13 protein-coding genes are annotated in these 13,218 nt (G+C 57.8%); 8 read left to right on the forward strand and 5 right to left on the reverse strand.

Annotated features, from left to right (window positions below; all coding sequences use genetic code 11):
• The 4 genes from ACREAY_RS05120 to ACREAY_RS05135 all read right to left on the reverse strand — a co-directional run.
• Window positions 1–201, reverse strand: a 201-nt coding sequence (locus ACREAY_RS05120; RefSeq protein ID WP_431754686.1) for a hypothetical protein, incomplete at its 3' end; no start/stop codon positions are given.
• A 373-nt stretch (window positions 202–574) separates the two neighbouring features.
• Window positions 575–1,219, reverse strand: coding sequence for an Ig-like domain-containing protein (locus ACREAY_RS05125; protein WP_431754687.1), 645 nt, complete (start codon window positions 1,217–1,219; stop codon window positions 575–577).
• Window positions 1,198–1,680 (reverse strand): Ig-like domain-containing protein, encoded by a 483-nt coding sequence (locus ACREAY_RS05130; protein WP_431754688.1) that lies wholly within the window; start codon window positions 1,678–1,680, stop codon window positions 1,198–1,200. Before ACREAY_RS05130 ends, ACREAY_RS05125 begins: the two co-directional genes overlap by 22 nt.
• A gap of 39 nt (window positions 1,681–1,719) precedes the next feature.
• Window positions 1,720–2,547 (reverse strand): hypothetical protein, encoded by an 828-nt coding sequence (locus tag ACREAY_RS05135; protein ID WP_431754689.1) that lies wholly within the window; start codon window positions 2,545–2,547, stop codon window positions 1,720–1,722.
• Between the two features lie 293 nt (window positions 2,548–2,840).
• Between ACREAY_RS05135 and ACREAY_RS05140 the strand changes: the two genes are divergently transcribed.
• The 3 genes from ACREAY_RS05140 (at window position 2,841) to ACREAY_RS05150 (ending at window position 5,036) form a co-directional block, all read left to right on the forward strand.
• A complete protein-coding gene (locus ACREAY_RS05140; protein WP_431754690.1) occupies window positions 2,841–3,578 on the forward strand; it encodes an Lrp/AsnC family transcriptional regulator in 738 nt (245 codons plus the stop codon).
• Between the two features lie 188 nt (window positions 3,579–3,766).
• Complete coding sequence (locus ACREAY_RS05145) at window positions 3,767–4,723, forward strand: NAD-dependent epimerase/dehydratase family protein (RefSeq protein ID WP_431754691.1); 957 nt, start codon at window positions 3,767–3,769, stop codon at window positions 4,721–4,723.
• A gap of 112 nt (window positions 4,724–4,835) precedes the next feature.
• On the forward strand, window positions 4,836–5,036 hold the full coding sequence (locus tag ACREAY_RS05150; RefSeq protein WP_431754692.1) for a Sec-independent protein translocase subunit TatA/TatB: 201 nt from the start codon (window positions 4,836–4,838) through the stop codon (window positions 5,034–5,036).
• Between the two features lie 25 nt (window positions 5,037–5,061).
• On the opposite strand, the gene ACREAY_RS05155 is transcribed toward ACREAY_RS05150, so the two are convergent.
• Window positions 5,062–5,772 carry a hypothetical protein gene (locus ACREAY_RS05155; protein WP_431754693.1) on the reverse strand — a complete coding sequence of 237 codons (711 nt, stop codon included), beginning with the start codon at window positions 5,770–5,772 and terminating at the stop codon, window positions 5,062–5,064.
• A gap of 302 nt (window positions 5,773–6,074) precedes the next feature.
• On the opposite strand from ACREAY_RS05155, the gene ACREAY_RS05160 reads away from it, so the two are divergent.
• The 5 genes from ACREAY_RS05160 to ACREAY_RS05180 all read left to right on the forward strand — a co-directional run.
• Complete coding sequence (locus tag ACREAY_RS05160; RefSeq protein WP_431754694.1) at window positions 6,075–8,033, forward strand: Ig-like domain-containing protein; 1,959 nt, start codon at window positions 6,075–6,077, stop codon at window positions 8,031–8,033.
• An 85-nt stretch (window positions 8,034–8,118) separates the two neighbouring features.
• Window positions 8,119–9,753, forward strand: a complete 1,635-nt coding sequence (locus ACREAY_RS05165; RefSeq protein ID WP_431754695.1) for a galactose oxidase-like domain-containing protein — start codon at window positions 8,119–8,121, stop codon at window positions 9,751–9,753.
• A 111-nt stretch (window positions 9,754–9,864) separates the two neighbouring features.
• Window positions 9,865–10,488, forward strand: a complete 624-nt coding sequence (locus ACREAY_RS05170) for a hypothetical protein (RefSeq protein WP_431754696.1) — start codon at window positions 9,865–9,867, stop codon at window positions 10,486–10,488.
• A gap of 1 nt (window position 10,489) precedes the next feature.
• Window positions 10,490–11,959 (forward strand): GT4 family glycosyltransferase PelF, encoded by a 1,470-nt coding sequence (gene pelF, locus ACREAY_RS05175; RefSeq protein WP_431754697.1) that lies wholly within the window; start codon window positions 10,490–10,492, stop codon window positions 11,957–11,959.
• A partial coding sequence (locus ACREAY_RS05180; RefSeq protein ID WP_431754698.1) for a hypothetical protein occupies window positions 11,956–13,218 on the forward strand: 1,263 nt, incomplete at its 3' end. The genes pelF and ACREAY_RS05180, both read left to right, overlap by 4 nt.

Consider the following 13,218-nt stretch of genomic DNA (forward strand, 5'->3'; position numbering starts at 1 on the left):
TTCACCAAACGAGTCTTCAGAGACTGTCACAAAGGGGGTGGCGAGGAGCGCGCCGTTCTTTACCACCTTTAGCGCGCCGGATTTCTCGGCGACAAAGATCCGGCCGTCCGGCGCAAATTCCATCGCGGTCGGGAGGTTCAGCCCTCCGACAAGCCGCGAGTCGACAAAGCCTGCGGGAAGCGCCGCAGCTGCCGGAGGCAAAAACATCCCCACTAACATTGCTGCAAAACACATGGCGAGCAGTCGCCGGGCGATCATGTCGACCATCCTGTTACAACATTATTCTCTATAAGAAAATTCCTACCAAAACTCTCATATTTTGGGCAATAATGGGCCGCCGGCTTGGCGCCGCGTACAGGTCCAAAAATGTCTGGTACGCCGCGCATCTCCCACTTGCCTATGAGACAATAAGATAAGGAAGTTTTGCCGCGGATTTCCATAACCTGCGTACCTGACTGCCTACGCTGCATCGCGACCCGTCTCAAGCTCAGCTGGCGTCTTATGTACGCAGAGTCGCGCCATCGAACTTGGCTGGGAGATTGTACAAAAACACTGCCTTTCTCACCGCCGCGGGCTAGTGGCCCTCGCGGTTGGTCGCCTTGTTGGATCCGATGATATCCCAGCATCTGTCATCGCCGTCCCCGCCGTCGATAGTGTCGTCGTAGATCGTGTCGTCGCCCGCCTCTCCGTTCAGCGCATCGTCCCCGCCATCGCCATACATCCTGTCGTCGCCCAGGCCGCCCATGATGCAGTCGTTGCCAGCCTTGCCCTTTAGCGCATCGCTTCCTCCGTAGCCCATGATGAGGTCGTCTTCCTTTGTGCTCGTCAGCGAGTCGTAGCCCTCTGTCCCGTCAATCACGTGGGCAAACGAGGAAACCTTCCTGCCGCAATAGAGCTGCGCCGGCTCTGGCTGGGGGGCCGGCTCCGGGACAGGGACCGGCGCCGAGGCCGCGACAGTCACTGCCACGGTCGCAGTGGCGCTGCCGCCAAAGCTGTCAGACGCCATGAAAGCAAACGAGTCCTGCCCGTAAAACTCGGCGTCCGGCGTGTAGGTGAGATCCGGCGCGACTCCTGAAAGCGTGCCGTACCGCGGGTCTGACACTATCTGGAACTCGAGCCAGTCGCCGTCCGCGTCGGTAGCCGCAAGCCTGACTGGCGCCGGCACCTCCTCAGTCGTCGACACGGACTGGATCTGGGCTACAGGCTGGCTGTTGTACATCTCTTCTTCCGGCGCGCCCAGCGCAGGCTGGGAGACTCCATCGCCACCTCTTGCCTGGCTTCTGCCTTGACGACCGTTATCGACACCCTGGCCGGCTTGCTCTCGCCATTGCCGTCGCTTGCGGCAAACGTGAACGAATCCTGCCCGAAATAACCTTCGTCAGGGACGTAGCTGAGGTCCGGCGCGTCGCCAAGCAGGACGCCGTGCTCTGGCAGCGAAATTAGGGAAAACGTCAGCCTGTCGCCGTCCAGGTCCCCGGCCTGCAGCATGCAGGCAAGGGGAACGTCCTGCTCAGTCGACATCATGACGCTGGCCGCCATGGGCGCCGAGTTGGCAGCCGCCGCATCGAGGCCCGTGGGGGCGTACCTGTCCCACGCCGACCTGGCGCCCGCGCTGTCGACTGCGCGCACCTGCGGGTGATAGACGCCCTGCTCGCCGTAGGCGTGCATAGCAGTCGCCATTATGGACCTACCTGACAGCGGCCTGGCATAGTCGACCTCTCAGTCGCCGTCAAAGTCCCATTCCAGTTTTGCAAGCTTTATGTCGTCAGTCGCGTTTGCCCTGAAAGTAAAGACGGTGCCGGCCTGCACGTCGCTTGAAAGCGGGCTAAAGGGCGACCACAATCCCATCGCGGCTGCTGGAGGGTCGTTGCACCTGTCGGTAACAGGCCTGCCCGATATGGCGCCGGCGACGTGCGCGCCGCAGTAGGCCATTATCCTGCCAGAGTTCTTTATGGCCGCGCCTGCCGCGCTGGCCAGCACCGCGTCTTCAGAAACGGCCAGTGTCCCGCGGTTTTCGACATGGCCCTGGTTGTTGATGATTGTGTCGTTTGTTATCCTGCCTGAATTGGCGAGGGCAGCGCCTGCCGAGTTGCTGAGCGTCCCTGCATTTGCTATCCTGCCGGTATTCTTAAAAGTGGCATCGGCCGAGTTGACAAAGACGCCTGAATTTGCAAGCGTCCCTGCATTGGAAAAAGCGCCCGAGTTGACAAGCGTGGCGCCTGAGTTGATAGTCATCTTGCCTGCAACCGCGAGCGTGGCATTGGCCGAGTTGGTTATCGTGCCGAAGCTGGCAAGCCTGGCCTTTGCGTCTACGGAAAAAGTCATGCCCTGGCCGGCGGCATGCTCGCCGTCGGCAAGGACAGTCATTGAGCCTAAAAGCGTGCACCTTTCAAGCGCGGGATCCCATCTCACCTTGGCCGGCAGCGCCATGCATGACTCCTCGCCCGACACTTCGTAGGGCGCGGCGTGGGCAAAGCTTGTACCCTGAAACGCGCTTGCCGTGACCAGCAAGGCTCCGAGCAATGCGGCCAGCCAACCTGACATCATTCTCTCTCCATTGAAATGTTCTATTATTTGCATTTGGTGTCACAGCCTCTAGAGAATTCTTCTAGGGAGTCACGGCGGGGGATATTAAGAATATAGTTGCATGTTAAGCAACATTCATACTTTATATCTAACCACCTTTTATCGAGTCCCTATGTTTCTCGCACACGGTCAAACTGCTCTAACCGATTCGACGCGCCGTGTCAAGAAAACAATTCAAGTCGTTTCTTCTGTATTCACATTACATTCGCCTTATATCTCCGCCGCGCCTGAACATTGAAGAGGAAAAAAAGAGCGTGGTTTCTACACTAGACTCGGCGGTAAAAAAATATCCCGGTTCCGATAAGCCAAGGGATGGCGGCAAGCCAGTTGCAGCCAAGTTTGCGCTGACAAAGGACGAGATCCTGTCCGAGCTGGAGAACATGAGCATAAACACCAACAGCATCGAGTCGCTGTCGGACAAGGTGCTCCTGGAACTGCTCACGGGCCTGAAGAACCTTACGAGCCAGTTCTACCAGGGCAAGAGGGGGAGGCCGCCAAAGAGCGAAGCCGAGTCCGCCCTTGAGCCTCCGATACTCTCAAACGCCGACAAGAAAATATTAAAGTCGCTCATCGCGTCAAGCTGCAACGTTTCTTCTCTCACGCTTTCAAGGGAGCTGAACATCCCGCTTTCCACCGTGCAGCGCCGGAGAAAAAGGCTCGAAGCCAGCCTTATAGAAACCGTCTACCAGCTAAAGCTTGACAAGTTTGGCTGGAGGAACGCGACTTTGTTTGTCGCGACTGCCAGCACTTCTGCACGTAACATCGGCGCAGAGATGATGTCGTGGGAAAAAGAGGTGGTTGCCGTCAAGAGGTGCATGGGCGAAAATTCCGCAGACTTGCAGATCGACATACTCTTCAAGAGCAACAGGGAGCTGTGCGACATCATCGAGCGTGTAAAGACAATAGAGGGCGTGACCAACGTGTCGTGGTCTGAATCCATAGAGACGCTGGGCCGGAACACGAGCTTTTACGAGCGCGTAATTCAGGGCTAGGCGCAAGCCACCCTACTTTTTTCATCCTTGTTTTTGACAAGACAATACACGCGATGGGCACATGCATCCCAATTCCGCAACCTGCCGGGTCGTATTTGCCACTTTATGGCCTTTTGTGAACAATTAGCCGGCAAAACCCTCTGGATATTGGCATCAAGGCTTATCTCCAAAAAAAATAAGGTTCTGCAATGCATAACATAATCGTGACCGGGGGTTCCGGTTTTATCGGCCGCCACCTCGTGAAAAAGCTTCAGAGCGGCGGCGAATATAACGTCGTCGTAGTCGATCGGCTGGCAAAAAATGACATTAGCGACCGGCCTTTTGTTGACAACGGCGTATCATACTACAGGGCGGACATACGCGACGGGGCCGCGATGGACCGCATCTTTGGCAAGGAAAAGCCCGCCTCCTGCGTCCATCTCGCCGCGCTAATCAGCGTCGCCGACTCGGTCAGGGACCCCGCAAGCACGATCGACGTGAACATCAACGGCACGGCAAGCGTGCTTGACGCCTGCAGCGAGTACAAGGTAAAGAATTTCGTGCTTGCGTCCACCGGTGCCGTGTACGGCGAGCCGAAAAAGTTCCCGATAGCCGAGGGGCACCTGCTCGACCCGCTGTCGCCTTACGGCGCAAGCAAGGTGGCAGGCGAGATGCTGGCAGCATCTTACAAAAACTGCGGCAAGATCCCTAACGCCACATCGCTACGGTTCTTTAACGTCTTTGGGCAGGGCCAGTCTGCGGCATACGCCGGCGTGATAACCGTGTTTGCAGAGAGACTGTCAAAAGGTCTGGCGCCGGTGATAAACGGCGACGGCCTGCAGACCCGGGACTTTGTCTATGTCGACGACATTGCCAGCGGCATCATCCTTGCAGTGCAGGCCGGCGACGCAAAGGGGTTGTCGGGCACTTTTAACCTTGCAACCGGCAGGTCGGTGACAATAAACGAGCTCGCAAGGAACATGATCAAGATCTTTGGCCTGGATCTGGAGCCCGAGTACGCCGAGGAGCGCAAGGGCGACGTCAAGTTCGCCCAGGTGGACATATCGCGGGCCAAAAAGGAGCTCGGGTACTCGCCTGCCGGCAAGCTGGAGGAGGTGCTCGGGGATCTGCTAAAGCCGAAGGTGCAGAGCTTCCTGCCGGCCTGACGTGGCTTGAATTTTATCTTTCACTTTTTCTTTTATTGGTGAGGCCGGTGCCCGCATTTTGCGCCAAAACCCTGCTCAATACTAATATCCTCTGCGCCATGCACATCAGGTAATGATGGGAAACCTGTTGATGATGATCCCTGCGGGCTTTGAGTGGGTGTTTCTCGTAGCAGCCGTGGCAATCGTCTTTTTCGGCGTGAAAAAGGTCCCAGAACTTGCACGGTCTTTTGGCAAGGCCAAAGGCGAATACGAAAAGGCCCGCATCGAAGGGCAGAAAGAGATAGACAAAATCAAGCGGCAGCCAAGCACCTGACGTTTTTTTAATTATTTTTTATTATCTAGTCGTCGTCTTCCTGGTTCTGCTTGTCCTCGTCATTCGTGCCACCGTCTTGCTCAACCGGAAGGGCATTCTGCACTGGGTCATTCTCAAGCAGTATGGCCTTTATGAATATCCTGACAGGGCCGTCGTTGTAGTCTCTGTCGATTCCCACTGCAAACGGGTTTGACACGCCGTTCAGGTCCGTCTTTGTGAGGTCTATCTCGAACTTTTTCCACTCGTCTGTAAGGACAACCGGCTGCGACTCGATGCCAAACTCGACGTCCTTTGCCAGCGTGCCGTTGATTATCTTGTCGATCTTTTTGCCTGCCGCCTTGAACTTGACCTTCTCGCCGCCCTCGTCGCCCATCACGTAAAACGTCACCTTTTTGGCGCCGTTAAGGTTGAACTGCTTGTCAGCAGCCCACGACAGGTCAAGTGTGCCCGTTGAGAACCCTTGCTGGTAGTCGACGCTCGTGCAAAACTCGCAGTGGCGCCTAGAGTCAACTATGTTGTCGTGGACGTAAAGGTACCCGCCGTCGAGGTTGTCGTAATATTTTTCGCTCTTGGTATAGATGTCTATCATGTGCGCCGGAAAGTGGACCGCCTCCGACTCTTGCACGGGCTCCAGCTTGCTTTTTGCGTTGTTGCCAAAATACGCAAAGGCAGACAGCGTCGTCACAAGCAGGGCTCCGGACAGTGCCGCCAGGAGCAGGATGCGGGACTTGTTCAACAGAGTAGGCGCCAATTTTTTTGATATAACTAGTACGCCCAATTGCGGCAGGGCTTTTGACCTTTACAGCCAAATAAATCCAATAATTACAGCCGTAGGCATTGCAGTACTGGAGATGGGGCACTGAGCTATGCTGCAAGTGCCCAGAACCGGGAGTGAATTAAATGTCGCAGTTATGGCGTCGGGATTAGTAATTTTATTCTGAATTCGCAGGAAATTGAACACTGCGCTTTTCTTCCACTCCGGGCTGTTGACGCTTCTGTATGGGAGAAAATGTACTGCGGACACTGGCCATTGCTATCATGCTCGTTCTTGCCATGCCCATGCTTGCCACAGGCGCTACCCAAGCCTGGGGCCAGGCTCCAGTTTCACTCACCGTCAACAGCCAGTATGCGTCAGGCCAGCCCCTGACAGGCATGTGGACGACGCTCTCGCAGAACGGCCAGACCGTCGCAACCGGCTTTTCTCCTGCACAGTTCAGCCTCGCCTCCGGCCAGCAGTACGTGGTGGCGATTTCAAATTACGGCAGCATCATCTTTGACCACTGGGCGGACAACGGGTCCACAAATCCCGCTCGCACCGTGTCGATAACGCAGGTCACCACGCTGACTGCGGTATACCGGTCGGCTTCGATAACGCTAAGCCCTGCCAGCGGATCGGTCGGGACGCAGGTGACAGTCACCGGCAGCAGCTTTGTGCCCAACTCCTCTGTCGCCATAAACTATAACGGCAATGCAGTGGCCACTGCCCCGGCCTCTGTCACTACAAGCAGCTCTGGCGCCTTTACCGCCTCGTTTGCGGTGCCTCCCTCTTCTGCGCCCGGCGCCAACACCGTCCAGGCCTCGACAGGCTCGGCCGCCAGCGCGACTGCCACCTTTACGCACCAGTCCAGCTCCTCGTACCCGCTGACGGTGAGCAGCCAGTACAGCTCCGGCCAGGCGCTTGCCGGGATGTGGACCGCCCTTGAGCAGAACGGCCAGACCGTCGCAACCGGCTTTACCCCTGTCCAGTTTACGCTTGCCTCCGGCCAGCAGTATATGGTCACCGTGGGCGATTACCAGAGCATCGTCTTCCACCACTGGGCGGACAACGGGTCCACAAACGCTGCCCGGACAGTGTCGATAACGCAACCCACTTCAATAATGGCGGTGTACAGCAACGGCAGCAACCCGCCGCCGGTCGCAAACGGCCAGTCGGTCAGCGTGAACGAAAACGCCGCGCGGACGATAACGCTGACCGGCTCTGACCCTGACGGCCAGCCTCTCCAGTTCTTTATCGCGTCTCCTCCCCTGCACGGCACCCTTGGCCTGGTAAACCAGGCAACCGTCAGGTACACGCCATACGACTATTATGATGGCCCTGACAGCTTTACCTTTGTCGCAAACGATGGCAATTCCGACAGCTCCCCTGCGACTGTCAACATATCTGTGGCCAACACGGCCACAAAGACGACCAGCAAGGCCGTCGTCATCACGGCCGAGCTGAACGGGCACAGCGCGACTGGCATGTACACTACACTTGCGCAGGGCAACACTGTCATCAACTCTGGCTTCTCGCACATCGACTTTGACGTGAACAACAACCAGCAGTACACCATCACGGTAAGCAATTTCGAGAACTTTCTCTTTGACCACTGGCTTGACACAGGATCCACAAACCCGTCGAGGACCATGTCGATATCGAAGGACACCGCGTTCATGGCGGCGTACAAGACTGCCACCATAACGCCCACGCCTTCGACCGGGACTGTCGGGACGGTGGTCACGGTGACCGGCGACGGCTTTGACAACGCGGCCGCAATGAGCCTGACGTACAACGGGATAGCCATCAACACCGTCCAGTCGTCAGTCACGACCGACGCGACCGGAGCCTTTACAGCCACGTTCACAGTGCCGTCGTGGTCGGTCCAGGGCGCCAACCTAGTAAGGGCGACTGACTCTATGGGTATAAGCGCCACGGCGACGTTCACCGACAGCGCCACCCCTCCGACGTCTGCCCTCACGGTAAGGTCCCAAAACATGTCCGGAGGCACCCTGACGGGATTCTGGACCACCCTTGCGCAGAACGGCCAGACAATCGGGACGGGCTTTACGCCGGCGACGTTCACTCTGACTTCGGGCCAGCAGTACACCGCGACCGTCTCGAGCTATGGCGTCTGGAGGTTCGACCACTGGCTTGACAACGGCTCAACAAACCAGTCGAGGGTGGTCTCGATAGCCTCGGACACCACGCTGACCGCAGTGTACCGCAACACCCCGTAGCGGCCCATATGCGTGGCTACACTAGCCAAAAAAAGCTCGCGTTTTAGGCGTCTGCGTTAAATATGCTGCCGAGGTTTCAGCCATGTTGCTGGACAGCAAGATAAGCCGAAAGGACTTTTTGAAGCTGCTGGGCGCAGGCGCCGCGGCTATTACACTTGGCAAGTTTCTGGATTCTTCTGTGCTGAGGGGCGGCACAAGCGCGTCCTCTTCTGTGTTTGGGCAGGCGCAGGCCCAGTCAGGGTCGCCTCCATGGACCAACGGCTACCTTTCCTCGATAAACCCGATACACGCGGTCCTTCTCCCGACCGGCAAGATACTGGCGATCGCGGGGTCTGGGTACCACCAATCCACGCTGACCGGCCCGTACAGGGCCCAGGTCATTGACCCGCCGACCGGCGCCGCCGTATCCTACACGCTGCCGGAGGATCTTTTCTGCTGCCACCACAACCACCTTGCAAACGGCAACGTGCTCCTCACGGGCGGCATGCTGAAATACGACGTGCAGAACCCCGAAGGCCGGTTCCTCGGCCTAGCTTCCGCTTACGAGTTTGACGTGCAGTCAAACACCTTCCAGAAGGTGCAGTCGATGGTGCACGGGCGCTGGTACCCGACGCATGTGCTCCTGCCAAACGGCCAGGTATGGGTGCACGACGGCCTTGACGAGTACGGCAGCCGAAACGCCCTCGTAGAGATCTACAACCCTGCGACAAAGACGTTCTCGATAAGGTACGACCCCAACTCGGCGACCACCTATTCCCCCGGCGCCGACAGCGACCTTCCCGGCGCAGGCACAAAGAGCTATGGCGGCCCCGGCGCAGGCGTCAGCCCGTTCACTTCTCTGTATCCCAGAATGCACCTGATGCCGTCCGGCCAGCTCCTAGTGTGCGGCATGGACCATTTCGTCTACCTCGTCAACCCTACGACCGGCGCCTGGACGCTTGTCGGGCAGACGCAGTACTCGTGGAGGGACTATGGCTCGTCCTTTTTGCTGCCACTCAACAACACCGCCGCCGACAGGGGCAGGGTGCTGATAGTCGGCGGCCAGTCAAACTATTTGCTGCCTGCCACCAACACTGCCGAGATGCTGGACTTTAACCAGGGCACGGCGTCTGCACCGGTCATCAGGTCGACGACGTCGATGAACGTCGCCCGCGTCTTTCCACTGCCTGTCATCCTGCCGACGGGCAAACTGGTGCTGTTTGGCGGCGCGGCGAGGGACCCGGACGAATACATCCACACGCCCGAGGTCTTCGACCCGGTCAGCGAGACCTGGAGCACGCTGCCGGACGCAAACGTCTCCCGGACGTACCACTCGGCAGCCCTCCTTCTGCCGGACGGCAGGGTGTGGACCGCTTCCGGCACGCCTGACAGGTCGACATGGGAGCACAGGGTGGAATTCTACAACCCGCCATACTACTATGCCAGCCGGCCCCAGATATCGGGCCGCGTGACTACGGGCCCGTACGGCGGCACGATGAGGATACCGACTAGCAGCGCCAACATAACAAAGGTCTCGCTCCTGCGCCTCGGCTCCAACACCCACCACTACGACTCTAACCTGAGGCTCGTGTGGCTCCAGATAACCAACACCGACTCGACCGGGATAACCGTCTCTGCGCCAATCAACTCGTCCGTGGCGCCGCCGGGGCACTACATGATCCACATACTGAACGCCCAGGACGTGCCTTCCGTGGCGCAAATAGTGCGTATAGGGAGCTAGCCTCTGTAGCGAGGCTCTCTCCACATTTTGCTAGCCCTGGTAGGCGGGGCGTTACAAAATGGCACGATTATGAATACTATGGTTTTATAGCCGGAAACGATAATTTTGCGCGTGTACAGCGCAGAGCCTAAAAAAATCATCAAGACCTGGTCAGACCGGCTTACCGGCAAGAACAACCTCTGGCTTGAGGCTATCAATACCGAAGACGACGGCAACTTTCAGCAGGCGACCATGCTCTACCTGCGCGACGCCACTCAATGCTGGGACGCCGGCCTGAAGGCGAGGGCCGCGCTGTCGTGCTCGTGCGCCGCCAGCTGCTTTATGCGCACAAACAACCTGAAGCTTGGCCACATACTCTACGCCGAGGCGGCGCTGATGTACGAGGACCATGCGCAGACTGTGCTTGACCGGTCGATAAGGGAGTCTTTCTGGGCGCTGCAGCGAGCCTATGAAAATTACATACTTTCGGGCAACGAGGAAAAGGCTCAAGAGATATTTATGAAATACGCGTCGCTTTCGATGAGGATAAGCCCGTTCTTTGGCAAGGAAGAGGCGATGAAGGTGCTCGGCTTCAAGGAAGCCGTGGGCAAGAGCGTCAACCTGCACCCCGCCGGCCAGATGCGCGTGTCGATGGAGCTGTTTGAGAGCGTGGAAAAGTTCCTGGAGACGCGCAGGAGCAAGTCGCGACTCGACGACCTCGACGAGGCCATGGTGCAAGCAGAGGAAGCCAAGTAAGATGCCGAGGGTGCTCATGGTCAACTGGGACAATTATCCCAACAGCAGCTCCGGAGGCGTCTACGCCTGGGCCAAGCAGATGGTCGACAACCTGCCGCAAGTCGAGTTTGTGGTGCTCAACATCCTCTCAAACCCAAACGTCAGCGGCTCGTACGCGGTGCCAAAGAACGTGTCAAGGGTGATGGAGGTGCCGCTGTACGGCTGCCAGAGGTACGAGGAATTTTACGGCCAGGGCAAGTTCGTCCCCAAGGTCCTCTCGACCGACGAGTCGTTCGTGAAAAAAAAATTCATGCCGCTCTTTGAAAAGTTTGTTTCCGAGCTTTTTTCCGACACCTGCAATTACCGCCAGCTTGCGCAGCTGTGCCACCAGATGCACGCAATGCTGGTCGGCCACGACGTGAAAAAATGCGTTGAAAACCCTGCCACCTTTGCGTCGTTCCTTGCCCTGCTTGGCCGCGACGACATGTACCGCGCCGTCCAGATGAAGGAGGCCATAGACCTTTTCAGCTTTATCCAGAGGGTGCTCCAGATACTGTCAGTGGACCTGCCAAAAGTCGACCTTGTCCACTCGTCAAACGCGTGGATACCCGCCCTTGCGGGCGTCTGCGCCAAGATAAAGAACGACTGCCCCATGATAGCGACCGAGCACGGCGTCGCCTTCAAGGACCTCCTCCTCTACCACCGGCTCTACATACACAGCGAGGCTTACAACATCCTGTGGAAGGTCCTGTCAAGCAACATCATCAAGACGATATACGAGGCCTCCGACGTGGTGGCTCCGGTGTGCGAGGCAAACGCGACTATGGCCGAGCTACTGAACACCCCTGCCTCAAAAATCCGAGTCATCTATAACGGCGTAGACACCGCCAAGTTCCGGCCCATTGAAAGCGGGCCAAAGCGCAGGCCCACCATAGTCTTCGTGGGCAGGATAGAGCTCTTGAAAGACGTACTGAGCCTCATACAGGCCATAAGCTACGTAAAAGAGATAGTGCCGGACGTCCTCTGCCTGATATATGGCTCGTCGACTGACCTTGCATATGCCCGGGCCTGCCTCGACCTTGTGCGCAGGCTGAAACTCGAGGGCAGCGTCAAGTTCATGGGGACTACCCGGAACCCTGAAAAGGCCTACAATGCCGGCGACATCGTGGTGCTGAGCAGCATCCGCGAGGGCTTTCCATACACCGTGGTGGAGGCAATGTCGTGCGGCAAGGTGGTAGTGTCCACCGACGTCGGGGGCGTCAGGGAGGCGCTTGAAAACTATGGCATACTTGCCCGGAGCCGCCACCCGTTCGAACTTGCGACGGCGATGGCAAGCCTCCTGAGAAACGAAAGGGCGCGCAGCTCGCTTGGCGCCTCTGCAGTCAAGACGGTGGCGCAGAAATTCACGATAAAGCATTCCATCGACCAGTACCGCGACCTGTACGCGGAACTTTTGGACAGACCAGTGGCAAGCGAGGTGCCGCGCGCGTGACTGCAATAGAGTCCGACCTGCCGCTGACCATCGAGGCTAGGATGTTTGCAGAAAAGGCCGCAAGGTCCGTGTCAGAGATACAGCACGGCGTCAACAGCATCGCCGACGTCGTCGTGTTTCTTGAAATACTGGGGTACGACGACAGGGTCGCCTCCAAGAGCGGGTTTGCCAGCCTGACCGTGCTTGCCAAGTACGTCTACAACTTTCTTGACCACTACGAGAACCCGCAGGACCGGCCGGAATGGACGCGCATGGGCGAGCCGGTCGAGGGCAAGCGCAAGAGGCTCTTTGAGGCGCTGGCAGTACAGACCCCGTGGCTCGGCGCGCTGGTCATACTCAACATAATGGGATTTTCGCTCTGGATGGCCCAGGGCCTTCCGGCAGACGTGACGATATCTTTTGTGTCCGGCGTGTTCCTCGGGCTTTTCATCACGGAAGGCCCGCTCCAGATGTTCAGCCGGCTGTTCTACATGTACCACGAGCAGAGAAACGTGGGCGAAACCAAGAGGTCTGTCAAGAGGAGCTACGCCATCACCATCGCAATCATGTCGATAGCGGCCGCGCTGGTCCTTGCCTACTCGACGACGCAGGAAGCGCCGGCAATCCTGACTACAATCACGCTTGGCGCCATGGCTACGGTCGGCCTCCACCGGCTCAGCTTTAACATCATATTCACGCTCAAAAAGCTGCGCGGGGTCTTTACCTCATACGTGTCTGCGTTCATCGCACTTGCGCTGTCGTACTACATCATCCCGGCGCCGGACATTGCGGCGCGTTACTTTACGGCGCTTGGGGTAGCGTTTATCGTGCTGTCAATCTTTGCCGCGCGCTACCACTACAAGATAGTCGTCAAGGGGACGAGGGCAAAATCTGCAGACAGGTCTGCGCCCGCGTTTTACGCGCCGCCGACCACGACTGAAAAGACCGTCAAGTCGCGCTTTAGCATCCAGCTCTGGGAGTCGCTCCCCTTTGCGCTGTACGGGACGTTCTACTTTATCATGCTCCTTGGGGACAGGGTGCTGTCGTGGATCTTTAACCCGCACGTCGTGATAGCGTCAAACGGGGAGCTCTTGCCCATGACTTTCAACGCCGAATACCACGTTGGGGCGGACATTGCCCTCCTTGCGCTCATACCATCGGCCATAGTCCAGTACATGCTGATGGCGCCCCTCTATTCGTCGATTCACAACAGGGCCCTTGGCCTCAGCGTGGGCGACGTCGGCAAGCTGGACCAGTTCCTGCGGTCCACATACCGGCGC

Origin of the sequence: Nitrososphaera sp. (genome assembly GCF_050748925.1) — an archaeon.
Classification (GTDB): Archaea; Thermoproteota; Nitrososphaeria; order Nitrososphaerales; family Nitrososphaeraceae; genus Nitrososphaera.

Coding starts and splice junctions, on each gene's coding strand:
- ACREAY_RS05125 (WP_431754687.1), bottom strand. CDS start 1,219: ATGTACAACAGCCAGCCTGTAGCCCAGATCCAGTCCGTGTCGACGACT.
- ACREAY_RS05130 (WP_431754688.1), bottom strand. CDS start 1,680: ATGGCGACTGCTATGCACGCCTACGGCGAGCAGGGCGTCTATCACCCG.
- ACREAY_RS05135 (WP_431754689.1), bottom strand. CDS start 2,547: ATGATGTCAGGTTGGCTGGCCGCATTGCTCGGAGCCTTGCTGGTCACG.
- ACREAY_RS05145 (WP_431754691.1), top strand. CDS start 3,767: ATGCATAACATAATCGTGACCGGGGGTTCCGGTTTTATCGGCCGCCAC.
- ACREAY_RS05150 (WP_431754692.1), top strand. CDS start 4,836: ATGATGGGAAACCTGTTGATGATGATCCCTGCGGGCTTTGAGTGGGTG.
- ACREAY_RS05160 (WP_431754694.1), top strand. CDS start 6,075: ATGCTCGTTCTTGCCATGCCCATGCTTGCCACAGGCGCTACCCAAGCC.
- pelF (WP_431754697.1), top strand. CDS start 10,490: ATGCCGAGGGTGCTCATGGTCAACTGGGACAATTATCCCAACAGCAGC.